Origin of the sequence: Achromobacter sp. MFA1 R4 (assembly GCF_900156745.1) — a bacterium.
Taxonomy (GTDB): Bacteria; Pseudomonadota; Gammaproteobacteria; order Burkholderiales; family Burkholderiaceae_B; genus Achromobacter.
Map to the genome: position 1 here is coordinate 2,614,298 of NZ_LT707065.1, position 25,523 is coordinate 2,639,820.

At 67.5% G+C, this 25,523-nt stretch carries 21 protein-coding genes; 19 read left to right on the forward strand and 2 right to left on the reverse strand.

The window, feature by feature from the left end; all coding sequences use genetic code 11:
* Positions 1-161 precede the first annotated feature (161 nt).
* The 12 genes from siaA (at position 162) to BXA00_RS12010 (ending at position 15,473) form a co-directional block, all read left to right on the forward strand.
* Positions 162-2,147, forward strand: a complete 1,986-nt coding sequence (gene siaA / locus BXA00_RS11955; RefSeq protein ID WP_197685573.1) for a biofilm regulation protein phosphatase SiaA — start codon at positions 162-164, stop codon at positions 2,145-2,147.
* A 23-nt stretch (positions 2,148-2,170) separates the two neighbouring features.
* Positions 2,171-2,710 carry a biofilm regulation protein kinase SiaB gene (siaB, locus tag BXA00_RS11960; RefSeq protein WP_076518690.1) on the forward strand — a complete coding sequence of 180 codons (540 nt, stop codon included), beginning with the start codon at positions 2,171-2,173 and terminating at the stop codon, positions 2,708-2,710.
* Positions 2,711-2,746: 36 nt separating this feature from the next.
* A complete protein-coding gene (gene siaC, locus BXA00_RS11965) occupies positions 2,747-3,121 on the forward strand; it encodes a biofilm regulation phosphoprotein SiaC (protein ID WP_076518691.1) in 375 nt (124 codons plus the stop codon).
* Entirely contained in the window at positions 3,121-3,918 is a 798-nt protein-coding gene (gene siaD, locus BXA00_RS11970; RefSeq protein ID WP_076518692.1) for a biofilm regulation diguanylate cyclase SiaD, read from the forward strand. Before siaC ends, siaD begins: the two co-directional genes overlap by 1 nt.
* 38 nt (positions 3,919-3,956) lie before the next feature.
* On the forward strand, positions 3,957-6,533 hold the full coding sequence (locus tag BXA00_RS11975; RefSeq protein WP_231952244.1) for an EAL domain-containing protein: 2,577 nt from the start codon (positions 3,957-3,959) through the stop codon (positions 6,531-6,533).
* 1,101 nt (positions 6,534-7,634) lie between these two features.
* Positions 7,635-9,986 (forward strand): bifunctional salicylyl-CoA 5-hydroxylase/oxidoreductase, encoded by a 2,352-nt coding sequence (locus BXA00_RS11980; protein WP_076518694.1) that lies wholly within the window; start codon positions 7,635-7,637, stop codon positions 9,984-9,986.
* Positions 9,983-10,774 carry an SDR family NAD(P)-dependent oxidoreductase gene (locus tag BXA00_RS11985; protein ID WP_076518695.1) on the forward strand — a complete coding sequence of 264 codons (792 nt, stop codon included), beginning with the start codon at positions 9,983-9,985 and terminating at the stop codon, positions 10,772-10,774. The genes BXA00_RS11980 and BXA00_RS11985 overlap by 4 nt, the downstream gene beginning before the upstream one ends.
* 42 nt (positions 10,775-10,816) lie before the next feature.
* Entirely contained in the window at positions 10,817-11,674 is an 858-nt protein-coding gene (locus tag BXA00_RS11990) for an enoyl-CoA hydratase family protein (RefSeq protein ID WP_076518696.1), read from the forward strand.
* Between the two features lie 2 nt (positions 11,675-11,676).
* Entirely contained in the window at positions 11,677-12,846 is a 1,170-nt protein-coding gene (locus BXA00_RS11995; protein ID WP_076518697.1) for an acyl-CoA dehydrogenase family protein, read from the forward strand.
* A gap of 63 nt (positions 12,847-12,909) precedes the next feature.
* Positions 12,910-14,550, forward strand: coding sequence for an AMP-binding protein (locus BXA00_RS12000; RefSeq protein WP_076518698.1), 1,641 nt, complete (start codon positions 12,910-12,912; stop codon positions 14,548-14,550).
* Positions 14,551-14,576: 26 nt separating this feature from the next.
* Entirely contained in the window at positions 14,577-15,017 is a 441-nt protein-coding gene (locus BXA00_RS12005; protein WP_076518699.1) for a thioesterase family protein, read from the forward strand.
* Between the two features lie 48 nt (positions 15,018-15,065).
* Positions 15,066-15,473: a RidA family protein gene (locus BXA00_RS12010; RefSeq protein WP_076518700.1), complete on the forward strand. Its 408-nt coding sequence runs from the start codon at positions 15,066-15,068 to the stop codon at positions 15,471-15,473.
* Between the two features lie 114 nt (positions 15,474-15,587).
* Here BXA00_RS12010 and BXA00_RS12015 read toward each other — a convergent pair whose 3' ends face one another.
* Positions 15,588-16,568 carry an AraC family transcriptional regulator gene (locus BXA00_RS12015; protein WP_076518701.1) on the reverse strand — a complete coding sequence of 327 codons (981 nt, stop codon included), beginning with the start codon at positions 16,566-16,568 and terminating at the stop codon, positions 15,588-15,590.
* Between the two features lie 293 nt (positions 16,569-16,861).
* On the opposite strand from BXA00_RS12015, the gene BXA00_RS12020 reads away from it, so the two are divergent.
* From BXA00_RS12020 to BXA00_RS12045, 6 genes are read left to right on the forward strand one after another with little or no spacing between them, the layout of a single operon-like run.
* Positions 16,862-18,040 (forward strand): ABC transporter substrate-binding protein, encoded by a 1,179-nt coding sequence (locus tag BXA00_RS12020; protein WP_076518702.1) that lies wholly within the window; start codon positions 16,862-16,864, stop codon positions 18,038-18,040.
* Positions 18,041-18,072: 32 nt separating this feature from the next.
* Positions 18,073-19,317, forward strand: coding sequence for a dienelactone hydrolase family protein (locus BXA00_RS12025; protein ID WP_076518703.1), 1,245 nt, complete (start codon positions 18,073-18,075; stop codon positions 19,315-19,317).
* A 9-nt stretch (positions 19,318-19,326) separates the two neighbouring features.
* Entirely contained in the window at positions 19,327-20,682 is a 1,356-nt protein-coding gene (locus BXA00_RS12030; RefSeq protein WP_076518704.1) for an aromatic ring-hydroxylating dioxygenase subunit alpha, read from the forward strand.
* The gene (locus tag BXA00_RS12035) at positions 20,673-21,206 is read left to right on the forward strand and encodes an aromatic-ring-hydroxylating dioxygenase subunit beta (RefSeq protein WP_076518705.1); all 534 of its coding nucleotides are present in this window, start codon (positions 20,673-20,675) and stop codon (positions 21,204-21,206) included. The genes BXA00_RS12030 and BXA00_RS12035 overlap by 10 nt, the downstream gene beginning before the upstream one ends.
* Positions 21,203-21,814 (forward strand): cysteine hydrolase family protein, encoded by a 612-nt coding sequence (locus tag BXA00_RS12040; RefSeq protein WP_076518706.1) that lies wholly within the window; start codon positions 21,203-21,205, stop codon positions 21,812-21,814. Before BXA00_RS12035 ends, BXA00_RS12040 begins: the two co-directional genes overlap by 4 nt.
* Positions 21,815-21,826: 12 nt before the next feature.
* On the forward strand, positions 21,827-22,645 hold the full coding sequence (locus BXA00_RS12045; protein ID WP_076518707.1) for an SDR family oxidoreductase: 819 nt from the start codon (positions 21,827-21,829) through the stop codon (positions 22,643-22,645).
* Positions 22,646-22,677: 32 nt separating this feature from the next.
* Here the strand turns inward: BXA00_RS12045 and BXA00_RS12050 are convergent, their stop codons facing one another.
* Positions 22,678-24,474: a DUF342 domain-containing protein gene (locus BXA00_RS12050; protein WP_076518708.1), complete on the reverse strand. Its 1,797-nt coding sequence runs from the start codon at positions 24,472-24,474 to the stop codon at positions 22,678-22,680.
* A gap of 271 nt (positions 24,475-24,745) precedes the next feature.
* On the opposite strand from BXA00_RS12050, the gene BXA00_RS12055 reads away from it, so the two are divergent.
* Positions 24,746-25,498, forward strand: a complete 753-nt coding sequence (locus tag BXA00_RS12055) for a lytic transglycosylase domain-containing protein (protein ID WP_076518709.1) — start codon at positions 24,746-24,748, stop codon at positions 25,496-25,498.
* The last annotated feature ends 25 nt before the right edge of the window (positions 25,499-25,523 follow it).

Consider the following 25,523-nt stretch of genomic DNA (forward strand, 5'->3'; position numbering starts at 1 on the left):
CTACACTAGCCGCGCCGGTATGCCATGGGTGCGCCGGCCATCAGGCTCATGGCTCATAAGGCGGGGCACAAGCACGGGCAGCGCGCCTTTACGGCCAGCGCGGCAGCCTGTGTCCCCTTTTTCGCGCGTGACAACGCATCAGGCTGTCAGGAAGACTTTGCATGGCGAAATGGGGTTTGCGCAGGAAATCATTAATGGCGCTGCTGTTGGCGTGCCTGGTCGCCCTGGCGCCGGCCGCGCTGATCGGCTGGCAGGTGCTCGATGGCGTGCGCGAGCACTTCGGCCGCGCCTTTGCCGACAATTTCACGCAGCTGAACCGCCAGCGCGTGCTGGCGCCGGTGTCGCGCGAACTGGCGCTGTCGCAGCGCCTGGCCGACAGCGAGGTCACGCGCCGCTGGCTGCGCAATGAAAACGATCCCGCCGCGCGCGAGCTGTTCTTCCGCGAGGCCGACGGTTACCGTCGCGATCTGCTGGGCGGCGCCTACTTCATTGCCAGCGCGACCTCCGGCAATTACTACTTCAACGACGACAAGCCGCTGTCCGAGGCGCCGCGCTATACGCTGAGCCCCAGCGCCGCCGACGACGGCTGGTTCTACGCCACGCTCAAGTCGCCCGCGCGCTACAACATCAACGTCAATCCCGACCTCAAGCTCAAGACCACCAAGGTCTGGATCAACGTGCAGATCCGCGATGGCGACAAGGTCATGGGCCTGACCGGCGCCGGCCTGGACGTGGGCGGCTTCCTGAAGGAATTCGTCAACAGCGGGCAGCCCGGCGTCACGCCCATCATCGTGGACGAGAAAGGCGCGATCCAGGCGCACATGAACCCCGCGCTGATCGCCTACAACTCCGGCGCGTCCGGGGCGGGCGGCAAGGGCACGGTGTTCAACCTGCTGGACGAAGGCGAGGGGCGCGCCGAACTGCTGTCCGCCATGCACGCCGCCCAGGCGGACCCGCAGTCCGTGCAGTCGGCCTGGGTGAAGATGGACGGCGTGCGCCAGCTCGCGGCCGTGGCGTACATGCCGGAACTGCATTGGCACGTGATGACCGTGGTCGACCTGGGCGCGGCCCGCGTGCTGGACACGGGCTGGCTGTGGCCGGCCGCGATCGGCCTGGTGGTGCTGTTCGCCGCCATGCTGCTGTGCTTTGGCTTTGCCATCGAACGCCTGATGCTGCGTCCCTTGCGGCGCCTGCAGCAGTCGGCCCGCGCCATCGCCAACGGCAGCTACGACGTGCGCCTGCCGCCGGGCGGCCAGGACGAGATCGGCGACCTGAGCCGCGCGTTCGGCGTCATGGCCGACAAGGTGCGCAAGCACACGGCCGAACTGGAGACCAAGGTGCGCGAACGCACCTCGGAACTGGAAGACGCCAACCGGGCGATGGCCGCGGCGCACAAGAAGATCGACGATTCCATCGACTACGCCAGCCTGATCCAGCGCGCGATCCTGCCGGACCGCCAGCTCACCCAATCGCTGGGCGCCCACCATTTTGTGCTGTGGAAGCCGCGCGACGTGGTCGGCGGCGATTTCTACGTGTTCCGCTCGGACGGCGCCAATTGCCTGCTGGGCATCATGGACTGCGCGGGCCACGGCGTGCCCGGCGCGCTGATGACGATGCTGGCGCGCGCCGCGATCGACCTGGCGATCACGGAAGTCGGACCGGGCGATCCCGCCGGCATCCTGACGCGCACCGACAACGCCATCCGCGCCATGCTTGCGGACGCGCAATTGCCCCGGGCCCTGGCCACCAACACCGATGCGGGGCTGGTATATATTGACCGCCAGGCCGGGACCTTGCTGTACGCAGGCGCCAAGATCAGCCTGTACGCAAGCGACGGCGAAAGCCTGCGCGAAGTGCCCGGCGGCAAGCGCGCACTGGGCGACAAGCGTATGGGGGTTTACGAGAACATTGCTTTGCAGATGGAGCCGGGCTGGACGTATTACCTGGCCACCGACGGTTTCCTCGACCAGGCGGGCGGCGAGCATGGGTTCGGCTTTGGCAACACGCGCTTTGCCGAAATGCTCAAGACGCACGCGCGCCGGCCGTTAACCGAACAGGCGGCGGCGTTCAGCCAGGCGCTCGCCGAGTACCAAGGTGGCCGGCCCCAGCGCGACGACATCACCTTGCTGTCTTTCCGTTTCGAATAATCGTTATCAAGGCGGTACCCTCCATGAATGCCTCCGATCTCTACGCGTTGGGCGCGCGATTCGACCAGAACCGCACCCTGCTGTGTTTCAACGGGCCGATCTCCCGCAGCCTGATCGAGGAAATTGGCAATGCGCTGAAGAACTACCTGAACGCCGAGCATGTCCGGCCCGCCGAAGCGATGGACGTGTTCTCGGTCTACATCGAGATGATCCAGAACATCCGCCAGTACGCCGCGCTGAACGGCGACGTGGATGCCTCGGCCACGGTGGTGATCGGCCGCCGCGACGAGAGCCGCTACGTGGTGTCGGCGGGGAATCTGGTCGATGCGCAGGACGGCCACAGCCTGGTCGCCCGCATCCAGGAACTGGCCGCGCTGGACAAGGCGGCCCTGAAGGCCGAATACAAGGCACAGCTCCACAAGCCGCGCACGCAGGGCGTGGCGTCGGGCGCGGGGCTGGGTCTGATCGACATTGCGCGCCGCGCCGGCGCTCCGCTGGAAGCCAGCCTGACGCCCGCCGCGCAGCCGGGCAAGGCCTTCTTCAGCCTGAGCGTCGTGGTCTGAGGGCGTGCGCTCAAAGGATTATTTTCGGAGTATTTGATGAAAGACCTGAACATTCCCGGGACCCAGTCCACGCCCGCCATCGCCGCCGACGCTGCCGCCGGCGTGCTGGCGATGCGCGGCGACTCCTATCCCGAGAATTCCTTCGAACTGTTCGGCCCGGTCATTGAATGGGTCGAGACCTATGTGCAGGCCAGCGACGCGCCGCTGAAGCTGGAGCTGGAACTGCTGTACCTGAACACCAGCAGCATCAAGTCCGTCATGGACATCTTCGACGTGCTGGAGGCCGCGCACCGCAAGGGCCGCGAGGTCGGCGTGACCTGGTTCTACGACATGCGCAATGAGCGCGTCGGCGAACTGGCCGAAGAATTCAAGGAAGACTGCACCTTCCCGTTTTCGGTGGTTGGCCGATAATGAAGCCGGGCGCCGCCGAACTCGATCAGCGTATCACCGCATTGCTGGCGGACCCGGCCCATGCCGGCCATCCGCTGCGCGAAGCGCTGGAAGCGCTCTGGCGGCACACCGAAGAGCAGATGGCGCGCATCCAGCGCGTGACCCAGCTTTCGGACGCCTACCAGAGCATGGCGCACGAGCGCGAACTGGGCCTGTGCGACCAGTTCGACCGCCAGCTGCGCCGCCTGACCCGTATCGCGCGGATCTCGGATCACTACCAGAATATGATGCGCGACCTGAATCGCGCCCTCGAGGAAACCTCCAGCCGCGACCCCCTGACCGGCCTCTTGAACCGGCGCGCGCTGATGGAGATGATCAAACAGGAAGTCCAGCGCGCCGCGCGCATCGGCGACAGCTTCGTCGTCGCCATGCTGGACGTGGATCACTTCAAGGCGGTCAATGACCGGTTCGGCCATGAAACCGGCGACCGCGCGCTGGTCGAGCTGGCCGGCGTGCTGGTCGAGAGCCTGCGCGAATACGATCTTTGCGGGCGCTGGGGCGGCGAGGAATTCCTCGTGCTGCTGCCCCAGACGCAGCCGGAAGCGGCCCAGGCGGTCATGGACCGGCTGGTCAGCGACGTGCGCGGGCTGGCGGTCACGGCCGGGGACGACGTCCTGCGGCTGACGGTCAGCATCGGCATGGCATATCACCAGTTGGGCGAAACCTTCTCAGAGACGCTCAGCCGGGCGGATCAGGCGTTGTATCTGGCCAAGCAGGACGGACGCGATCGCGTCGCGCTTGGTTTTCCGAGGCGCTAATGAAACCGGAACAGCTGTTATCCGGGTTGGAGCCCCTTATGCTTGATTCTCATCTTGGCGGTTCGGACACGAACCCCCAGGGCACTGCTTGGCATGTGGGCAATTATCTGACGTCGATGGATCGGGCGCTGCTGCTGTTCGACTTCGACGCGACCGGCTCCTTGTTGAACGGCAATACCAATTTCCTGGCCGCGGTGGGCTACACCCGCGAAGAGGCCCAGGCGCTGCGCCACGACATGCTGTGCGACAGCATGGACGAAGGCAAGGGCACGGGCAGCGGCGAACAGGTCTGGGCCCGGCTGCGCCGCGGCCAGCATTTTTCCGGCACCTGCCGATACCGCAAGAAGGACGGCAGCTTTCTTTGGATCGAGGCCACCTATCTGCCGCTGACGGACGACGCCGGCGATATCGCCCGCGTGTCGGTGATTTCGCGCAAGTCGATCGCGGATGCCGAGCGGCAGGAGGAGATCCGCCTGCTGATGCTGGGCATCAACGAGACGGGCAACGCGGTGGCCGTTTCCGGCTGCGACGGGCGGATCGTCTACGTTAACGATGGCTTCCAGCGCATGCTGGGCTTTTCGCGCGGCGATGCCCTGCACCAGGACCTGGGCGAGCTGCTGTCCGGCGGCCGCCCCGATGGCGGCACGCGCGAGGAGCTGCACCGGCGCGTCGCCTGTCGCGAGGGCTATCACAAGGACGTGCTGGTCTACGACCGCGGCGGCAAGCCGCTGTGGGTGTCGGTCATGGCCAACTCGGTGTTCGATGAGCGCGGGACGCTGGTCAACATCGTGGACGTGCTGACGGACATTACGCCGACCAAGGTGCACGAGGTGCTGCAGCGCCGGGTGTTGCAGGCGATGGTGAACGAGGCCTCGGTGGTCGAGGTCATGAATATGGTGTGCCGCGAGGTCGAGCGCCTGGCGCCCGAAGTGGCGGCCTCGGTGGTGCGCGTGGACGACGCGGGCCTCTTGCGGCCGCTGGCGGCGCCCAGTCTGCCGCAGGCCTATTCGGACGCGCTGGAAGGCGTGGCGATCGGCCCGCAGGTGGGCGCGTGCGGCACCAGCGCGTTTCTGGGGCGGCCGGTGATCGTGCCGGATATCGCGACGGATCCGTTGTGGGACGATTACCGCCATCTGCCGCTGCCCGAGGAATACAAGGCCTGCTGGTCGTCGCCGATCAAGTCGAGCGACGGCCGGGTGATAGGCACGTTTGCCTTCTATTTCCGCGAACGCCGGCTGCCGGACGATTTCCATCACCGCCTGGTGGATGTGTGCGTGTATCTGTGCGCGCTGGCGCTGGAGCGCGAGGAAGCCCGCGCCCGCATCCGCCAGCTTGCGTTCTATGACGAGCTGACGGGGCTGCCCAACCGCAATCTGCTGCTGGCGCAGGCCGAGCAGGCCATCGCGCGCGCGGAGCCGGAGCGCAAGCGGGTGGCGGTGCTGTTCCTGGATCTGGACCGCTTCAAGCAGGTCAACGACACGCTGGGCCATCCGATCGGCGACGCGCTGCTGCGCGATGTGGCGCAGCGCCTGCGCCGGCTGGCGCGCGCGACCGATATCGTGGGCCGCCTGTCGGGCGACGAGTTCGTGATGCTGATGCCGGAGTTCGAGCACGGCCGCCTGACCGCGGCCGCCGAACATATCCTGGTGGCGCTGGCGCAGCCGTTCTCGGTGGGAGGCATCACGCTGAACCCGTCGGTCAGCATCGGCATCAGCGTGTTCCCGGAAAACGGCCGCGACATGGATACGCTGCTGCGCCATGCCGACATGGCGATGTACCAGGCGAAGACGGCGGGGCGCAACCGCATTTCGTTCTTCAGCGCGGAAATGAATCGCCAGGCGCAGGAGCGGCTGGCGCTGGAGGCGGCCCTGCGCGATGCGCTGGAGGCCAAGGCGTTGCGCCTGCATTACCAGCCGCAGGTGGGGCTGAAGAATGGCAGCCTGTACGGGGTCGAGGCGCTGGCCCGCTGGCGCCATCCGACGCTGGGCGACATTTCGCCGGCGCGCTTCGTGCCGCTGGCTGAAGAATGCGGCCTGATCGGCGACCTGGGCGACTGGGCGCTGCGCGAGGCCTGCTCGCAATTGGCGATCTGGCGCAACAACGGCCTGCGCGTGCCGTCGGTGTCGGTGAACCTGTCGGCGACGAATTTCCACAACCTGAACCTGCCGCGGATGATCGCGGCGACGCTGGCCGAATTCGGGCTCGCGCCGGCGGATCTGATGCTGGAGATCACCGAGGGCGTGGTGCTGGACGCGACGGCGGGCACGCTGCGCACGATCGCGGAGCTGCATCGGTTGGGCGTACGCCTTTCGATGGACGACTTTGGTACGGGGTATTCCAGCCTGGGCCATTTGCGCCGGCTCATCGTGGATGAACTGAAGCTGGATCGCAGCTTTGTGCAGGGGCTGGAGAGCGATGACGCAGCCCGGGCGCTGACGAGCGCGGTGATCCGGATCGGCGAGAGCTTGAGCCTGCCGGTGGTTGCGGAAGGTGTCGAGAATGAGGAGCAGCGGCGGTTCCTGATCGAACAAGGGTGCGCGGCGGGGCAGGGGTTCCTGTTTTCACCGCCGTTGCCGGCGGGGGATCTGGAGGAATGGCTGCGGGCTCGGGGGTAGTCGCGGGGTTGGGCTTGACGTGTCTTTGCCTCTTGGGGATTTGAGTTCTTGAGGCGTCCGGCACGGTGGCGACGCGGGGCGCGCGGGGCCACGATTGCGGTCCGGAGCCTTCGCTCCGGACTTCCCCGTCGTCATCCTCGTCGTCGCCTTCGGCGACTCCTACGGATTCCCTCGGGCTTATCGACGCCCCGCGCACCCCGCGCCGCCACCGCACCGGACTCGAGCAATTGACAGTGTGGGGCCGCTGGGCAGGTCAGCGTGCTTCGCATTTTTGCGCCGAGTTTTTCGGGCCAGGAGCATCTTGCGGGGCCCGTCCCCGGTCGGCCGCGCGGGCGGCCTTCGGGGACTTACGCGGCGTCTTGCGTTGGGGTGATGACGCTTCGCGAGTAGGGGGGGCTGGTTTCTGGGGTTTTGTCGAGATCAGCGTTCAGACACCTTGGCGCAGCTCGCCACTAATCGTCACTTGAACCCAGTGCCCGATGGGCGGCGCGCGTACAGGTCGGCAAGCTGTAGCGTCCCGTCGCCGCGCGCCGTCCATCACCTTCCCCCCCTTCGGCGATGCTGGAGCCATTAGCAAACTAGTCCCCGCCAGCGCGACAGCGCACACCCCCCCGACGCCCCACAACGCGTATGCCGATCGTGGCCGCCCGCGCGGCCGCGACTCGGCGGGCCTCGCAAGAATCGTCCCTGACCACAGGTCTAGCAGCGCCCCAAACCGGCACATCGCAGCTCCTCGGTGCGGGCGGCAGGGTCGCGAGCGCCGTCGATGCGCCCGAGGGAATCCGTAGGAGTCGCCGAAGGCGAGGACGAGGATGACGACGGGGCAGTCCGGAGCGAAGGCTCCGGACCGCAATCGTGGGCGCTCGCGGCCCTGCCGTCCGCGCCGAGGGGCGTATCAAGAACTCAAAAAACGCGCCGCAACCAATAAAACGCTACAACCAATTCGTCCCCCTTTAACTCCGTCCTAAATACTTTCCCTCATTTGCACACCCACAACTTCGGGTATATATTTCAAGCCTAAACTATCCAGACCTAAATATCTGCGGCTTGCGCTCCAGCATCAACGAGCGACTGTCGCGTACCCTTGGAGCGTATACGGCAATGAAGATAGTCTGCATCGGCGGCGGTCCCGCCGGCCTGTATTTCGGTCTGCTGATGAAACTGCAGAATCCCGCCAACGAAGTCACCGTCATCGAGCGCAACCGCCCGTACGACACCTTCGGCTGGGGCGTCGTGTTCTCCGACGCCACCATGCAGAACCTGCGCGAGGCCGATCCGGTCTCCGCCCAGACCATCGGCGATGCCTTCAACCATTGGGATGACATCGACATCCATTTCAAGGGACGCAGCATCCGCACCAGCGGCCACGGCTTCATCGGCATCGGCCGCAAGAAGCTGCTCAACATCCTGCAGGCCCGCTGCGAAGACGTCGGCGTCAAGCTGGTGTTCGAAAACTTCGTCCAGGACGACCAGGCCATCGCCCGCGAATACGACGCCGACCTCGTCATCGCCTCGGACGGCATCAACAGCCAGATCCGTACCCGGTACACCGACACCTTCCATCCCGACATCGACCAGCGCCGCTGCCGCTTCGTGTGGCTGGGCACCAAAAAGGTCTTCGATGCGTTCACGTTCGCCTTCGTCCAGACCGAACACGGCTGGTTCCAGGCGCACGCCTACCGCTATGAAGACGGCATGTCCACGTTCATCGTCGAAACGCCCGAAGAAACCTGGCAGGCCGCCGGCATCGAAAAGATGAGCCAGGAAGAGGGGATCGCCTACTGCGAAAAGCTGTTCGCCCCGTGGCTCGACGGCAACGCGCTGATCAGCAATGCCTCGCACCTGCGCGGCTCGGCCATCTGGATCCGCTTCCCGCGCGTCATCTGCAACACCTGGGTCCACTGGAACAATCTGGACACCGCGCGCGGCATGCGCCGCGTGCCGGTCGTGTTGATGGGCGATGCCGCGCACACCGCGCATTTCTCCATCGGCTCCGGCACCAAGCTGGCGCTCGAAGACGCCATCGAACTGGCGCGCTGCCTGAGCGGCGCGGAAGGCAGCGTCGAGGCCGGCCTGCACCACTATGAAGAAGTGCGCAGCGTCGAAGTCCTGAAGATCCAGAACGCCGCGCGCAACTCCACCGAATGGTTCGAGAACGTCGAGCGCTATGCCGACCTGGATCCCGAACAATTCGCCTACTCGTTGCTGACCCGTTCGCAGCGCATCTCGCACGAGAACCTGCGCCTGCGTGATCCGGCCTGGCTCGAAGGCTTTGAGCGCTGGATCGCCGAGCGCGCCGGCGCCGCCACCCCCGAAGGCCGGCGTCCGGCCATTCCGATGCTCACGCCCTACCAGGTGCGCGGCGTGCGGCTCAAGAACCGCATCCTGGTGTCGCCCATGGCCATGTATTCGTGCACGGACGGCGTGCCCGGCGATTTCCACCTGGTCCACCTTGGCGCCCGCGCCATGGGCGGGGCCGGGCTGGTCATGGTGGAAATGACCTGCGTGTCGCCCGACGGCCGCATTACCCCGGGGTGCCCGGGCCTGTGGAACGACGAGCAGCAGCAGGCGTTCGCGCGCATCGTGAACTTCGTGCACAGCAACAGCGACGCGCGCATCGGCATGCAGCTTGGCCACGCCGGCCGCAAGGGGTCCACGCAGCTGGGCTGGCAGAAGATCGATCATCCGCTGGCCGAAGGCAACTGGCCGCTGGTGTCGGCGTCGGCCCTGCCGTACATCGAAGGCGTGTCGCAGACGCCGCGCGCCATGACGCGCGCCGACATGGACCAGGTGCGCGACAACTTCGTGGCCGCCGCCCGCCGCGCCGCGGCCGCCGGCTTCGACTGGCTGGAGCTGCACTGCGCCCACGGCTATCTGTTGTCCAGCTTCATTTCGCCGCTCACCAACCATCGCGACGACGAGTACGGCGGCAGCCTGGAAAACCGCCTGCGCTTCCCGCTCGAGGTCTTCCACGCCGTGCGCGCGGTCTGGCCCGAGGACAAGCCCATGTCGGTGCGGATCTCCGCCCACGACTGGGTGGAAGGCGGCATCACGCCGGACGATGCGGTCGAGATCGCGCGCCACTTCAAGGCCGCGGGCGCCGACATGATCGACTGCTCATCGGGCCAGGTCAGCAAGCAAGAAAAGCCCGTCTACGGCCGCATGTTCCAGACCCCGTTCGCCGACCGGGTCCGCAACGAGGCCGGCATTCCGACGATCGCGGTGGGCGCCATCTTCGAAGCCGATCACGCCAACGGCATCATCGCCTCGGGCCGCGCCGACCTCTGCGCGCTGGCACGTCCCCATTTGGCCGACGCCTCCTGGACGCTGCGCGAAGCGGCCCGGGTGGGCTATGTTGATGTTTCCTGGCCGAGCCAGTATTTCGCCGGCAAGCGCCAGCTTGAAACCAACTTTGAACGCGCCGCCGCCATGGCGCAACTGGATATCAAATGAGCACTCAACCGCACCCGCTCGCCGGGCGTCACGCCCTGGTGACGGGCGGCGCCCGCGGCATCGGCCTGGCCAGCGCGCGGGCGCTGTTGCAGCGCGGCGCGCGCGTCACGCTGCTGGGCCGCGACGGCGGCGCGCTGGACGCCGCGACCGACGAACTGGCCCGGCTGGGCCAGGTGCAGGCCGTCAGCGCGGACATCGCCGACGAGGCCTCGGTGTGCGCCGCCTTTGCGCAGGCCGAGACCGAGTTCGGCCCCGTGCTGATCCTGGTGAACAACGCCGGGCAGGCGGTCAGCCAGCGCTTTGACCGCACCGACGCCGCGCTCTGGAATCAGATGCTGGCCGTCAACCTGACCGGCACGTTCCATTGCATCCAGGCGGCGCTGCCCGGCATGCTGCAGGAAAAATGGGGCCGCGTGATCAACGTCGCCAGCACCGCGGGTCTGATCGGCTACGGGTATGTAAGCGCCTACTGCGCCGCCAAGCACGGCGTCATCGGCCTGACCCGTTCGCTGGCGCTGGAAACCGCCCAGAAGGGCGTGACCGTCAACGCGGTCTGCCCGGGCTACACCGAGACCGACATCGTGCGCGGCGCGGTCGCCAATATCGTCGAAAAGACCGGCATGACGCCGGAAGCCGCCCGCCTCAAGCTGGCCGAGCGCAATCCGCAGGGCCGCCTGGTGCAGCCCGAGGAAGTGGCCGAGACGGTCGCGTGGCTGGCCCTGCCGGCGTCCGCCTCCGTCAATGGCCAGGCGATCGCCGTGGACGGCGGCGAAGTGATGACCGGCTGAAGCCGGCAAGCCACCCACCCTGCATTCACGAACGGAGACACCATGAGCACCCAGCCCGAAGAGCACACCATGAAGCACCACAAGCGTCCCCTCGCCGGCTACCAGGCGAAGACGTTCCTGTGGCAGGTGTCGGACGACGGCAAGATCGGCACCATCACGCTGAACCGTCCCGAGCGCAAGAATCCGCTGACTTTCGATTCGTACGCGGAACTGCGCGATCTCTTCCGTTCGCTGGTGTATGCCACCGACGTCAAGGTGATCGTGGTGACGGGCGCGGGCGGCAATTTCTGCTCGGGCGGCGACGTGCATGAAATCATCGGCCCGCTCACGAAGATGAGCATGCCGGAACTGCTGGACTTCACCCGCATGACGGGCGACCTGGTCAAGGCCATGCGCGCCTGCCCGCAGCCCATCGTGGCGGCGGTGGACGGCGTGTGCGCCGGGGCGGGCGCGATGGTGGCGCTGGCCTCGGACATGCGCCTGGGCACGCCCGCCGCGCGCACGGCGTTTCTCTTTACCCGCGTGGGCCTGGCGGGCGCCGACATGGGCGCGTGCACGCTGCTGCCGCGCATGATCGGCCAGGGCCGCGCCTCCGAACTGCTGTACACGGGCCGCGCGATGACGGCCGAAGAGGGCGCCAGCTGGGGCTTTTTCAATGCGCTGCATGATTCCGGCAAGCTGCTGGAAGCGGCCCAGACGCTCGCGGCGCAGCTTGCCGCCGGCCCGACGTTCGCCCACGGCGTCACCAAGAAGCTGCTGCACCAGGAATGGAACATGGGCGTGGACGAGGCGATCGAGGCCGAAGCCGAGGCCCAGGCCATCTGCATGCAGACGCGCGATTTCCATCGCGCCTACGAGGCCTTCGTGGCCAAGCAGAAGCCCGTCTTCGAGGGGAATTGACGATGCGCGACGCAAGCTGGCTGGACTGGCCCTTTTTTGACGACACGCACCGCAAGCTGGCGCACGAGGTCGACGCCTGGTGCGAAAAATCGCTGGGCGACGTCGACCATCACAACGCCGACGCGGCCTGCAAAAAGCTGGTTCGCGCCATGGGCGAGGCCGGCTGGCTGCGCTACGCGGTGGCGGGCGGCCCGGACGGGGCCTGGGGCGGCGCGCTGCCCGAGGTCGACTCCCGCGCCGTCTGCATCCTGCGTGAAACCTTTGCGCGCCATGAAGGCCTGGCGGACTTTGCGTTTGCGATGCAGGGCCTGGGCAGCGGCGCGATTTCGCTGATGGGGTCGGATGCGCTGCGTCAGCACTATCTGCCGCGCGTGGCGCGCGGCGAGGCGATCGCGGCCTTTGCGCTGTCCGAGCCCGATGCGGGCTCCGACGTGGCGGCGCTGGCGTGCGAGGCGCGGCTGGACGGCGATCACTACGTCCTCAACGGCGCCAAGACCTGGATCTCCAACGGCGGCATCGCCGACTTCTACTGCGTGTTCGCGCGCACCGGCGAAGCCCCGGGCGCGCGCGGCATCAGCGCGTTCGTGGTGGATGCCGGCACGCCGGGCTTCGAGGTCACCGAGCGCATCGAGCTGATCGCGCCGCACCCGCTGGCGACCATCACCTTCGACAACTGCCGAATTCCCGCCACGCACCGGCTGGGGGATGCGGGCCAGGGCTTCAAGCTGGCCATGATGACGCTGGACATCTTCCGCGCGTCGGTGGCGGCGGCGGCGCTGGGGTTTGCGCGCCGCGCGCTGGACGAGGGCCTGGCGCGCGCCAAGTCGCGCCGCATGTTCGGCCAGACGCTGGCCGACCTGCAATTGACGCAAGCGGCGCTGGGCGACATGGCCACGGCCATCGACGCCTCGGCGCTGCTGACGTACCGCGCCGCGTGGATGCGCGACGTGCAGAAGCTGCGCACCACGCGCGAAGCCGCGATGGCCAAGATGACGGCCACCGAATCGGCGCAGACCGTGATCGACCGGGCATTGCAGATGTTCGGCGGCGCGGGCGTGGTGTCGGGGATGCCGGTGGAGAAGCTTTACAGGGAAATCAGAGCGCTGCGTATCTACGAAGGCGCCACGGAAGTGCAGAAATTGATCATCGCCCGTGAATTGCTGAAGGCGTAAAGGGGCCACCGAGCGCCTGCCTTCGCAACGTAAACCGCATCGCACTAGCCAAGGGGAATTTTCATGGAAGTATCCGCCCACATCGACACCTTCGCCCGGGACAACCTGCCCCCGGGCGATCAATGGCCAGAGTTCCTGCTGGACGGCCCCGACGTGGCCTATCCCAAGCGTTTCAATTGCGCCGTGGAGCTGGTGGACGCCATGGTGGACCGCGGCCACGGCGACCGCGTGGCCCTGCGCTGGCGCCAGGACGGCAAGCCGGCCTCGATGACCTACCGCGAGCTGGCCGCGCTGACCAACCGCATCGCGCACGTCCTGACCGAGGACATGAAGCTGGTGCCGGGCAACCGCCTGCTGCTGCGCGGTCCGAACAATCCGATGATGGCCGCGTCCTGGCTGGCCGCGATCAAGGCGGGCCTGGTGACCGTGCCCACGATGCCGTTGCTGCGTTCCAAGGAACTGAAGCAGATCATCGAGAAGGCGCAGATCCAGGCCGTGCTGTGCGATGTGCGGCTCAAGGACGAGGCGCAGTTCTGCGCGCAGCCGGATCACGAGCATCATTGCGCCGGCCTGGCGCAGATCATGTATTTCAACGACACCGCGCCGGATGCGCTGGACACGCTGGCGGCGGGCAAGTCCGATACCTTCCAGGCCTGCGACACCGCGTCCGATGACGTCTGCCTGATCGCGTTCACCAGCGGCACCACGGGCTCGCCCAAGGGCTGCATGCACTTTCACCGCGACGTGCTGGCGATGTGCGACCTGTTTCCCAAGCATGTGATCAAGCCGGGGCCGGACGATATTTTCTGCGGCACGCCGCCGCTGGCCTTTACCTTTGGCCTGGGCGGACTGCTGTGCTTTCCCTTGCGCGTGGGCGCCAGCACGGTGCTGTCCGAGAAGCTGTCGCCGGAAAGCCTGCTGGAACTGATCCAGGATTTCCGCGCCACCATCGTGTTCACCGCGCCGACCTTCTACCGTCAGATGGCGGCGCTGGTGGGCAAGTTCGACCTGTCATCGCTGAAGAAAAGCGTATCCGCCGGCGAGGCCTTGCCCGATGCGACGCGCCAGCTCTGGAAGGAAGCAACGGGGATCGAGATGATCGACGGGATCGGCGGCACGGAGATGATCCACGTGTTCGTATCCAGCCCGCCGGACGAAGTGCGCCGCGGCGCAATCGGCCGGGTGGTGCCGGGTTATGTGGCCCAGATCGTGGACGACGACATGAAGCCCGTGCCCAACGGCACGGTGGGCCGCCTGGCGATCAAGGGGCCGACGGGCTGCCGTTACCTCGCCGACGAGCGCCAGCGCCGGTTCGTGCAGCAAGGCTGGAACCTGCCGGGCGATACGTTCGTGCAGGACGACGACGGCTATCTGTTCTATCAGGCGCGCAATGACGACATGATCGTCTCGGCGGGTTACAACATCGCCGGTCCCGAGGTCGAGGACGCGCTGCTGCGCCACGAGGCCGTGGCGGAATGCGGCGTGGTGGGCGCGATGGACGACGAGCGCGGCCAGCTGGTGAAGGCGTTCGTGGTGCTCAAGCCGGGCTACGCGCCCAGCGCCGAGCTGGTGGCGCAGATGCAGGCGTTCGTGAAGGCCAGCATCGCGCCCTACAAGTATCCGCGCGCAATCGAATTCGTGGCGACGTTGCCGCGCACCGAGACCGGCAAGCTGCAGCGCTTTGCGCTGCGCAAGATGGCGTGAGCAGGAAAAGGCATCAAGGAAACATCATGGCAGCACCCCATTCGGCAGCACCCTTTGAGAGTCAGGTAGAAGTCCGCTTCCGTCACTGCGATCCGGCGGGCATCGTGTTCTACCCGCGCTACTTCGAGATGATCAATGATTTTGTCGAGGAGTGGTTCGACAAGGGCATGGGGCTGCCGTTTCATGCACTGCACGTCGAACGGCACATCGGCACGCCGATGGCGTCGGTGACGTGCGATTTCAGCGCGCCCAGCCGCTGGCACGAGAAGCTGCGCCAGACGCTGGCGGTGCAGCGTATCGGCGGCGCGTCTTTCAAGGCGCTGGTGCGCTTCGAGGGGCCGGACGGCCAGTTGCGGTTGTCGGCGACGCTGACGATCGTGACGGTGGACCTGCGGACGATGAAGTCGATGCCGCTGCCCGCGGATCTGCGGGAGCGCATGCAGGAATATCTGGCAACCGCGGCATAAGCGGACGCCGCCCTGTCTTTGTTTAATTGATCATTAGGATGAGACGTTATGAAAATTCTGCAACCGCCGGATTGGATGGCGCCCCGGGGCTATTCGAATGGTGTGCTCACCGAGATGCAGGTGGGCAGCAAGCTGGTGTTCGTGGGCGGACAGGTGGGGTGGAACGGGCAGCAGCAGTTCGAATCGGATGACCTGGCGGACCAGGTCCGCCAGACGCTGCTGAACATCGTCCAGATCCTGGCCGAAGGCGGTGCGAAGCCCGAGCATATCGTGCGGATGACCTGGTATGTGACGGACAAGGACGCGTACGTGGCGGCGTATCCGGCCATCGGCAAGCACTACCGTGAATTGATCGGCCGGCATTTCCCCGCGATGACGGCGGTGGAGGTTGCCGATCTGGTGGAGGATCGTGCAAAGGTTGAGATCGAGGTCACTGCGGTGGTGCCTGCGCAGTAGGGTTTCCTCGATGTGACGGGGTATCGAAGGTTCGCCGCTTTTGCTGTCCGGCCGGCACCGGAGGGCGGAGGCGGCGGGCCTTCGGTGCTTTGGGGGCTTTTCACCGCCGCATCATCACCCCCCCATGCGCCGCGTCTCTCTCGGCAGTTCGCCGAACCGCTCCCGGTAGTACTCCGAAAACCGCCCCAGATGTCCAAAGCCCACGCTTAGCGCGACCTCCGTCACGCTCGCGTCCGGCTGGGCCTTCAGGCGGCTCCTCGCCGCGTCCAGCCGGAAGGCGCGCAGCGCGTTCATGGGCGTGGTGTTGCGGTGTTCCTGGAACAGGCGGGTCAGCGCGGTGACGCTGGCGCCCGCGTGGCGGGCGATGTCGTTCAGGGTCAGCGGCGCGCCCAGGCGGTCGCGCATGTAGGACTCGGCCACGCAGAGGCGGCGCGGGATGGCCTCGGCGGACGGGGTCTGCCAGGTGTTGGGCTGGTTGTAGAGCAGGTGCAGGACCAGGGTGTCCTCCAGGTGCTCCAGCCACGCGGCGGGGGGGCGGCGGGCGCCGTCGTCCAGGGTGGGCAGCAGGTGGATCAGGCTGGCCATCATGCTGCGCCACGCCGCGCCAATGGGGGTGTCCAGGCGCAGGGCGGGGCTGAAGTCCAGCGGGCGGGTGGCGGCGTCGCCGAAGGCGCGCTGGCCCATGGCTTCGAGCTTGCCGCGCGGAATCTTCAGCAGCAGTTGTTCGCAGCCCGCTTCCCAGTGCAGCCGCAGCCGGCGGTTGGGGGCGATGACCGCGGCGCAATCGGGGTCGGCGTTGATGCCTTCGTCGCCGCATTCGATGCGGGCGCGGCCGCGTAGCGGCACCTGGACCAGCATGAAGTCCTGGAGGCGGTCGGGTTCGATGTGGACTTCGGCGCCGTAGCGCAGCGTACAGAGGGTCAGGGAGCCGAAACGGCCCCGGTTCAGTTCGGCGTCCACGCGGCCGCCTTTCCAGGTGAGGCGGTGGTCCTTGAGGGCCTCGGACACGCGCGCGCGGGTCTCGTCTTGCTGCGTGGAGCTGAAGACGCGCCGTGTCAGCAAGGGCGCCAGCTCAAGTCGGGACCAGCCGTGCATGGAAGCCTCCGGGACGGGACCGATCCCGTATCTTGGGCCAGCGTAATTTAAACGGGCCGCATTGGGAATTAAGTGAATCCCGGATAAGCGTGGCGGTATTCGGATAGAACGCGGCAGGCCGCAGGCCTAATCTTGCCTGCAAGGCGCCGCGGACGGTGTGCGGGCCTGTGTGGCAATGAAGGCGCCGCGGCGCGTAAGCTGGGCGGCTTGGATCGGCGGCATGCGTGTACCGACGGCAGACGGGATCTGTCAGCTTTCCGCCGGCGCGGCTGGCGGCGAATACGGGGTGGCACATGAATCGGAATCGATGGAGCCGGCGTGCGCTGGCGGCGCTGGTTTGCCTGACCGCGGCGGCGGGCGCGTCGGCGGCGGACAAGGTGAAGGTCGGGTTGCTGACGACGCTGTCCGGGCCCGGTGCGGCGCTGGGCAACGAGATCCGCGATGGCTTCAACCTGGCGCTGCAGCATACGGGCGGCAAGCTGGGCGGGGTGCCGGCGGAAGTGGTGGTGGCCGACGATCAGCAGAAGGCCGATACCGGGCGCCAGGCGGTCGAACGGCTGCTCAAGCGCGACCGCGTGGATGTGATGACGGGCATCGTGTTTTCGAACGTGTTGCTGCCGGTGATGCCCGCGATCCTGCAATCGGACACGATCTACCTCAGCACCAACACGGGGCCGGAGAACTACGCGGGCGCGGGCTGTAATCCGAATTTCTTCGCGGTGGCCTGGCAGAACGAGGATATCCCGGCCGCCATGGGCAAGTACGCGGCGGACCAGGGCTACAAGCGCGTGGCGCTGATCGCGCCGGACTACCCGGGCGGCCGCGAGTCGCTCAACGGCTTCAAGCGCCTGTACAAGGGCGGCGTGGCCGAGGAAATCTACACCCAGCTCGGCCAACTGGACTACGGCGTGGAGATCACGCGGCTGCGCGCCAGCAAGCCCGATGCGGTGTTCTTTTTCCTGCCGGGCGGCATGGGCGTGAACTTCATCAAGCAGTTCAATGGCGCGGGCCTGTCCCAGGACATCGCGCTGCTGGCGCCCGGCTTTTCCGGGGACGAGGACACGATCGCGGCGGTGGGCGCGCCGATCAAGGGGCTGCGCAATACGGCGCAGTGGGCGGCTGACCTGGACAATCCCGCCAACCGCAAGTTCGTCGAAGACTTCAAGAAGACCTACAACCGCAGCCCGTCGCTGTATGCCTCGCAGGGCTACGACGCGGCGATGCTGCTGGACAGCGCGGTGCGCCAGACGGGCGGCAAGCTGGACGCCGAGGCGCTGCGCCCGGCGTTGCGGCGGGCGGACTTCAAGTCGGTGCGCGGCGATTTCAAGTTCAACCGCAACCAGTATCCGGTCCAGAACTATTACCTGCGCGTCGTCGAGGCGGACGCCGGCGGCAAGCTGCACAACAAGCTGTCGGGAACGGTGCTGACGCAATACCAGGATCCCTTCGCCGCCGCGTGCCAGATGAAGTAGGCCGCCGGCGCTTCGCAATTCAGGAGATACGCATGACTGATCGCATTACGACGCGCGAGGTGACGGTTGCCTCGCACGATGGCAAGTCCTTCGGCGCCTATCTGGCGGTGCCGGCCTCGGGCCGCGGTCCGGGCCTGGTGCTGTGCCAGGAGATTTTCGGCGTCAACGACTTCATGCGCCGCAGCGCCCAGCTGCTGGCCGAGGAAGGGTATGTGGTGCTGGTGCCGGACCTGTTCTGGCGCCAGCAGCCCGGCATCCAGCTCACGGACGGCCCCGCGGACATGCCGCGCGCGTTCGAGCTGTACAAGGGCTTTGACGTGGACCTGGGCGTGAAGGACATCGCGGCCACGCTCGCCGCGCTGCGGGCCCTGCCCGAACAGGAAGGCGGCGCGGGCGTACTGGGCTATTGCCTGGGCGGCAAGCTGGCCTATCTGGCGGCGTGCCGAACGGACGCGGACGTGGCGGTGGGCTATTACGGCGTGGGCATCGAGGACAGCCTGGACGAGGCCGCCAGCCTGCGCGGCCGGCTGGTGCTGCACATCGCGGAGCAGGACGGGTTCTGTCCGCCCGAGGCGCGCCAGCGCATCCTGGCGGCGCTGGGCGGCAAGCCGGGCGTGGAACTCTACGTGTATCCAGGCGTGGACCATGCGTTCGCGCGCACGGGCGGCGAACACTACGACAAGCCCTCGGCGCTGATGGCGCACCAGCGCAGCATGGCGGCGCTGCAGCGCACGATCGGGCCGGAATTCGACTATTCCTACCTGTGGGACAAGCACTGCGAATACGAATTCGGCACGCGCGACGTGGCCGCGACCATGGCGACGATGGTGGCCGAGCCCTACGTGAACCACATCCCCACGATGACGGGCGGCGTGGGCCACAAGGAGCTGTCGCGCTTCTACCAGCATCATTTCGTCAACAGCAATCCGCCCGACACGCGGCTGGTGCCGCTGTCGCGCACGGTGGGTGCGACGCAGATCGTCGACGAGCTGCTGTTCTGCTTCACCCACACCACGGAGATCGACTGGATGCTGCCCGGCGTGGCGCCCACGGGCAATTACGTGGAGATCCCGCTGGTGGCCATCGTCAAGTTCCGCGGTGACAAGCTCTATCACGAGCACATCTATTGGGACCAGGCCAGCGTGCTGGTGCAGGTGGGCCTGCTGGATCCCAAGGGCCTGCCCACGGCCGGGCGCGAGACGGCGGCCAAGCTGCTGGACGAGACCTTGCCTTCCAACACGCTGATGGCGCGCTGGAAGGACAGCGAGAACAAGTAGGGAGACGACATGCCTTATACCGACGAGCAACTTGCGTCCCTGGTGCGCGGCGACAGCGTGCACCGGGACATCTACACCGATCCGGCCATCTTCGACCTGGAAATGCAACGCATCTATGGCCGCGCCTGGATCTACGTGGGCCATGAAAGCCAGGTGCCCAAGACGGGCGACTATCACACCACGCGCCTGGGCGACCAGGACGTGCTGATGGTGCGCGCCGCCGACGGCCGCGTGCACGTGCTGTACAACCGCTGTCCGCACAAGGGCGCGAAGGTGGTGGCCGATGGCGAAGGCTGCGCCGGCAAGTTCTTCCGCTGCCCGTATCACGCCTGGACCTTCAAGCTGGACGGCAGCCACCTGGGCGTGCCGCTCAAGCAGGGGCTGGAGGGCACGTCCTACGATCCGGCCGATCCGTCGTTTTCCATGCGCCGCCTGCCGCGCGTGGACAGCTACCGCGGCTTTGTCTTCGCCAGCCAGGCCAGCGAGGGCCAGGCGCTGGAGGACTTCCTGGGCGGCGTGCGTTCGTCCATCGACAACCTGTGCGACCGGTCGCCGGTGGGCGAGGTCGAGGTGGCGGGCGGCATTTTTCGCGTGATGCAGCGGTCGAACTGGAAGGTCTTCTACGAAAACCTGCACGACACCATGCACGCCCGCGTCACGCATGAATCTTCCTATGCGGCCGCGCGCGACGAGGCCAAGGAAATGGGCGAGATGCCGCTCGAGCTGCACATCATGGACGGCAACGGCGAGCCCTACGAGTTCTGGGAAAAGCTGGAGCTGCGCGCCTACGACAACGGCCACGGCTACATGGAAGGCATCTTCAACCCGGGCGCCGCTGAACGCGATCCCGTGTCGCGCGCGCACTTCGAATCGCTGACCGCCGCGTATGGCGAGCAGCGCGCCCGCGAGATCCTGGGCATGAACCGCCACAACACCGTCATCTATGGCAGCGGTTCTCCCCACACCGTGTTCCAGCAGTTCCGGGTGATCCGCCCGGTCGCGGTGGACCGGACGCTGATCGAGATCCAGACGTTCCGCTGCAAGGGCGCGCCGGAGGGCGTGTTCAAGCGCGCCATGCTGTACGCCAACGTCATCAACTCGCCGTCGTCCAACGTCATGCCGGACGACATCGAACTCTACAACCGCTGCCAGGAAGGCAACGCGACGCGCGGCGGCGACTGGGTCAGCATGCACCGCTATCACGGCACCGACCGCGTCGACGCCGACGGCATGGTGTCGGTGAACGGCACCAGCGAATTGCCCATGCGCAATCAGTTCCGCGCCTGGAAGGCGTACATGGAGGACGGCGCGGGCACGGTCGCCGCGCCCGCCGCGGCCAACAAGGGAGACGGCGCATGCTGCTAGATCTTGATTTCGACGTCAGCACGGCGGACCTCGCCCCGGCGGACGTGCCGGTTGATACCCACCATCGCATCGCCCAGTTCCTGTACCAGGAGGCGCGCCTGCTGGACGAGCGGCGCTATGACGACTGGCAGGCGCTGTGGACGCAGGACGGCATGTACTGGATGCCGCGCAAGCCGGGCCAGGAAAGTCCCTACGACTACATCTCGCTGTTCTGGGAAGACCGCATGCTGCGCGACGTGCGCATCCGGCGCCTGGAGCACCCGCGCAACTGGTCGCAGCAGCCGCCCACGCGCAGCGCGCGGCTGGTGGGCGGGGTGCAGGTCGAGGGCGTGGACGCGGGCGGCAACCTGGTGGTCCATTCCGTCTTCCAGATGACCGAATGGCGCAAGCGCCAGCCCCGCCAGCTGGCGGGGCGCTACACCCACAAGCTGGCCGCCGAGGGCGACGGCTGGCGCATCCGCATGAAGCGTGTGGACCTCGTCAATTGCGACGATGCGCATGACGCCTTCGAGGTGTTCGTGTGACGGGCACGGACGCCGCGGTGCTGGCGCTGCACTACCAGAATGACGTCCTGCATCCGGACGGCAAGATCCGCGTCGGGCTGGATGCCGATGGCCAGGCGCGCCAGCGCCTGCTGGACAACGCCGCGGCCTTGCTGGCGGGCGCGCGCGCGCAGGCGCTGCCCATCGTGCACGTGCGCATCGCGTTCCGCCCCGACTATGCGGATCTGCTGCCCAATTGCCAGATTTTCCGCAGCGTGGCGGCGATTGGCGCGGTGCCGGAGGGGCAGTGGGGCAGCGCGTTCTACGAGGGGCTGGAGCCGCTGGCGGGCAGCGCGCGCGAGTTCGTGGTCAAGCACACGCGCATCAGCGCGTTCTATGGCACGCCGCTTGAGGAAACCCTGCGGCTGCTGGGCGCGCGCCGGCTGGTGGTGGCCGGCGTGGCGACGCATTCGGTGGTGGAGGGGACGGTGCGCCATGCGGCCGACATCGGCTTTTCGGTAATGGTCGCGCAGGACGCCTGCGCGTCCGCCGACCCCGCGGTGCATGCGGCATCGCTGGCCAGCATGCGGCTGATCGCGCAGACGGGCACGGTGGACGAGGCGCTGCGCTGGGCCGCCGCGCCGAACTGACAAGGAACATTCATGGATTTCTCAGGCTTTCCCGGGCTGGCGGGCAAGACCGCCATCGTCACCGGCAGCACCCAGGGGCTGGGCGCGGATATCGCGCGCGGGTTCGCGGCGGCGGGCGCCAATGTGGTGCTGGTCGGCCGCAATGCCGAGGCGGGCGAGGCCCTGGCCCGGGCGCTGGGCGAACGCGTCCTGTACTGCGAAACCGACATCGGCCAGGACGGCCAGATCCAGGCCTGCATCGACGCCGCGCGCGCGCGCTTCGGGCGGCTCGATATCCTGGTCAACAACGCCTGCCAGTATGCGGATCGCGGACTGGCGTCCTCGCGCGAGGAATGGCATCGCACGCTGGATACGAACCTGGTGTCGGCGGCGATCTTCACGCAGTTGGCCGCGCCATTTCTGCCGCGCGGCGGCGTGGTGGTGAACATGGGCAGCACGGGCGGCAAGTTCGGCGCCGCCGGACGGGCGCTGTACCCGGCGTCCAAGGCCGCGTTGCTGCAGATCACCAAGAACTTCGCGGTGGAGCTGGCGCCGGCGGGCGTGCGCGTGCTGGCGGTGTCGCCCGCCTGGACGTGGTCGCCGTCGGTGGAGCAGTTGTCGGGCGGGTCGCGCGCGACCGCCGATGCCGTGGGCGCGCATTTCCATCCGCTGGGGCGGGTGGGGTCCGGCGAAGAGATCGCCGCCGCGGTGTGCTTCGCGTGTTCCGACGCGGCGTCGTGGATGACCGGGGTGGACATCCCGGTGGACGGCGGATTTTCGGTGCTGGGACCGGACCGCGGCATCTCGCCGCGGGTGTGGTTCAAGGAGCTGATGCCCGGCGACGGGGCGTGATGGTGTAGATGCCAGACGCCGCTGCCCAGGCTTCAGCGGATGACGATCTCGCCTTCTTCCAGCCCGGCCTTGCCGCCCACCTGGTCTTCCAGGAATTCCTGCATCTTGTTGCCCAGCTGGATCTTCGTGCCGCTACAGAAGCGCCGCGTGGCGGCAATGGTGGCGTTCTGCTGCGGCAGCAGGTCGCGCGCAAGCTGGGCTTCCTCGGTTTCCAGCGCCGCCAGGTCGCTGATGAGCTTGGTGTGCGTGTTGCGCGCGCGCTCGACCACGTCGCCGGTGGCGCGCTGGGGGTTGGCCTGCAGGAACATCAGCAACTGTTCCAGCTTGGCCTTGTCCTCGTTCATCTTCAGGCGCTTGCGGGTCAGCGCCGAGCGCTTGATGTCGGCGTGCGGATCCAGGCCGGCCTGCACCAGCGTCGGGATGCCCGCCGGCGAGCCGATGGTGCCGGCGCGCACCGCCAGCAGGGCGCGCGTCTCGCCGCCCGTGATGGCGCTTTGTTGTGTATTGGGCGGGCCGACGTTCACGCTGCCGCCGGCGGCGATGTTGCTCTGGCGGATTTCGCGCTCGACGTCGATGTCCTGGCCCGCGCTGATGACGGCGTTCTCGATGAACTTCGCGCGCAGCGTGCCGCCACAGACGATGTGCGCGGTGCGCGGCGTGGCGGTGGCGTCGTGCAGGGTTTCGGCCATGCCGATGATGCCGCCCTTGACCGTGACGCTGCCGCCGGCCTCGACCAGCGCGGCTTCGATGGTCCCGTTGACGACCACGTCGCCCGTGACGCGCACTTCCATCGTGGCGGCGATGTCGCCGCGCACCTGCAGCGACCCCTCGAACGTGATGTTGCCGGTGGACAGGTTGACGGCGTCCACCTCGACCATCGGGTTCACCTGCACGCCGTGGGTGATCAGCGTGGGCGTGCCGGCAATGGCGGCGCGCAGCAGCAGCGGATCCTCCGGGTCGACCTCGACGCCCGACAGCTCCTTGGAGAAGGGCGTGTCGGGCAGTTCGTCGGGCAGCACGGCTTCGCCCAGCACGTTGGTGCCGTCCACCCCCGGCAGCGGCGGAATGCGGCGCATGAGCGGGGTGCCGGGCGACACCAGCAGCAGGCTGCCCAGGTCGCGGTAATCCACCTGGGCCAGTTCGTCGATGTCCTCGGCGCGGGGCTTGAGGCGGTCCAGCAGGCTTTCGAAGCGGGTTGGCGTGCCGCGCGTGGGCGGCGTGCCTTGCGCGGCAATGATGGTCTCGGCGCGACCGAGCGCGACGGCCTCGGCCAGCGCGGCGTCCAGCACGCCATGGACGATGCCCTGGTCGGCCAGCGCCTGGCGCACCGCCTCGAGCGTGACGGGCTTGCCGCCCTTGGGCGGGTGCAGCGTCAGCGTCGCGGCCATGCGGGTCGCGTTCAGTTCGATATCGAAGCTGCCGTCCACGACCTGGCCGACGGGGCTTTGCACGGTGTCGGTGGCCGTGCGGCACAGGTCGATGAAAGCCAGGATGGCGTGGTTGTCCAGGGCCTCGGCGCCCCAGCCCTGGGCGGCGGCGGCGGCGACCAGGATGTCCCAGGTCGGCAGCTCGGTGTTGGCAGGCGGGGCCTCGTCTTCGTCGGCGACGGCGATGTCGGCGTCGTGTTCGCCGGGCTGTTCGCGGGTCTGGACGAGGGTTTGGGCGAGGGGGCTTTCAGCGTGATCAGGGGCGTGTCCGCCGTCCTCCGCGGGCGCGGCGCCCGCGGCCGGCTGGGCGTCGTCGGCCGGGCGGGGTGGCGGCGTATAGACTGCCGTCAGGACGTTGGTGTCGGCATCCAGCAGCAACTGGAGCATGTTTTCTGCGCCCATTTCACCCTCTCTCCGGTCCCGGCACGAACGGCCAGGTTCAATCATTTAGTAATTGAACGAAATATTACGTCATATTCCGGCCTGGCATGAAGGTTACTGCGCAGTAGGGCCAATTTTCTCCGCCTGATGGCCTAGTGATGTCCCCGTTTTTCCCCGGGACGCGGGCGCGCCGGCGCGGTCTAGGGCATCGGCAGGAAAGACAAAACCGGGATGGCGCAAGCAGCATAGGGGCTCGCCAACGCGTCGCAGGACGCCGCCGGAGCCCCGTCCCATGTCCCAACCACCCACTCCCCTTCTTTCGGCCACGCGCGCCCTCCTGGCGCGCGCCGGCGGGATGGCGGCGGTGGCGGCGCTGGCGACGGGCGCTCTGGCGCTGGCGACCACCGCGACGGCCCAGGCCGCCGAGACCTACCGCTACAAGGATCCCTTCGGCGTGTGGCGGTCGATGAAGGTGCCTGCCGGCACCGGCAAATACTACAAGCGCGCGCAGGCGCGCACCGCGGTGCGCACGGGCGCCGAAAAGCTGTGCCTGACCTGTGAGCCCGAAGCCGGCGACGGCGCGCGCCGCCAGACCCGCGCGCCCGCCGAGCCGGCGCTGCGCTGGAGCACGGTCAAGCCGACGACCAAGCATGACAATCTGATCGCCCGCGCCGCGCTGGACTCCGGCGTGGACCAGGCGCTGCTGACGGCGATCATCGCCATCGAGTCGGGCTTTCGCAGCGATGCGCGTTCGCCCAAGGGGGCGCTGGGCCTGATGCAGCTCATGCCGGCCACGGCCGCGCCGCTGCTGTCGGTGGATGATGTGGAGCGGGCGCTGGTGGATCCGGCGACCAACGTGCAGGCGGGCTCGCGCCATCTGCGCCGGCTGATCGACCGGTATCCCGGCCGCCTGGACCTGGCGCTGGCCGCCTACAACGCGGGCGAGGGGGCCGTGCGCAAGTACGACGCGGTGCCGCCTTATGCGGAAACCCAGGCCTACGTGAAGAACGTGACCGCCCTGTACGAGCAGTACAAGGCGCCGTGAAGGGAGCGGGCGAGGGCGCCGCTCC

Bases quoted from the DNA above. Each gene is read 5' to 3' on its own strand.
- siaA (WP_197685573.1), top strand. From the start codon at position 162: ATGGCGAAATGGGGTTTGCGCAGGAAATCATTAATGGCGCTGCTGTTG.
- siaB (WP_076518690.1), top strand. From the start codon at position 2,171: ATGAATGCCTCCGATCTCTACGCGTTGGGCGCGCGATTCGACCAGAAC.
- siaC (WP_076518691.1), top strand. From the start codon at position 2,747: ATGAAAGACCTGAACATTCCCGGGACCCAGTCCACGCCCGCCATCGCC.
- siaD (WP_076518692.1), top strand. From the start codon at position 3,121: ATGAAGCCGGGCGCCGCCGAACTCGATCAGCGTATCACCGCATTGCTG.
- BXA00_RS11975 (WP_231952244.1), top strand. From the start codon at position 3,957: ATGCTTGATTCTCATCTTGGCGGTTCGGACACGAACCCCCAGGGCACT.
- BXA00_RS11980 (WP_076518694.1), top strand. From the start codon at position 7,635: ATGAAGATAGTCTGCATCGGCGGCGGTCCCGCCGGCCTGTATTTCGGT.
- BXA00_RS11985 (WP_076518695.1), top strand. From the start codon at position 9,983: ATGAGCACTCAACCGCACCCGCTCGCCGGGCGTCACGCCCTGGTGACG.
- BXA00_RS11990 (WP_076518696.1), top strand. From the start codon at position 10,817: ATGAGCACCCAGCCCGAAGAGCACACCATGAAGCACCACAAGCGTCCC.
- BXA00_RS11995 (WP_076518697.1), top strand. From the start codon at position 11,677: ATGCGCGACGCAAGCTGGCTGGACTGGCCCTTTTTTGACGACACGCAC.
- BXA00_RS12000 (WP_076518698.1), top strand. From the start codon at position 12,910: ATGGAAGTATCCGCCCACATCGACACCTTCGCCCGGGACAACCTGCCC.
- BXA00_RS12005 (WP_076518699.1), top strand. From the start codon at position 14,577: ATGGCAGCACCCCATTCGGCAGCACCCTTTGAGAGTCAGGTAGAAGTC.
- BXA00_RS12010 (WP_076518700.1), top strand. From the start codon at position 15,066: ATGAAAATTCTGCAACCGCCGGATTGGATGGCGCCCCGGGGCTATTCG.
- BXA00_RS12015 (WP_076518701.1), bottom strand. From the start codon at position 16,568: ATGCACGGCTGGTCCCGACTTGAGCTGGCGCCCTTGCTGACACGGCGC.
- BXA00_RS12020 (WP_076518702.1), top strand. From the start codon at position 16,862: ATGAATCGGAATCGATGGAGCCGGCGTGCGCTGGCGGCGCTGGTTTGC.
- BXA00_RS12025 (WP_076518703.1), top strand. From the start codon at position 18,073: ATGACTGATCGCATTACGACGCGCGAGGTGACGGTTGCCTCGCACGAT.
- BXA00_RS12030 (WP_076518704.1), top strand. From the start codon at position 19,327: ATGCCTTATACCGACGAGCAACTTGCGTCCCTGGTGCGCGGCGACAGC.
- BXA00_RS12035 (WP_076518705.1), top strand. From the start codon at position 20,673: ATGCTGCTAGATCTTGATTTCGACGTCAGCACGGCGGACCTCGCCCCG.
- BXA00_RS12045 (WP_076518707.1), top strand. From the start codon at position 21,827: ATGGATTTCTCAGGCTTTCCCGGGCTGGCGGGCAAGACCGCCATCGTC.
- BXA00_RS12050 (WP_076518708.1), bottom strand. From the start codon at position 24,474: ATGGGCGCAGAAAACATGCTCCAGTTGCTGCTGGATGCCGACACCAAC.
- BXA00_RS12055 (WP_076518709.1), top strand. From the start codon at position 24,746: ATGTCCCAACCACCCACTCCCCTTCTTTCGGCCACGCGCGCCCTCCTG.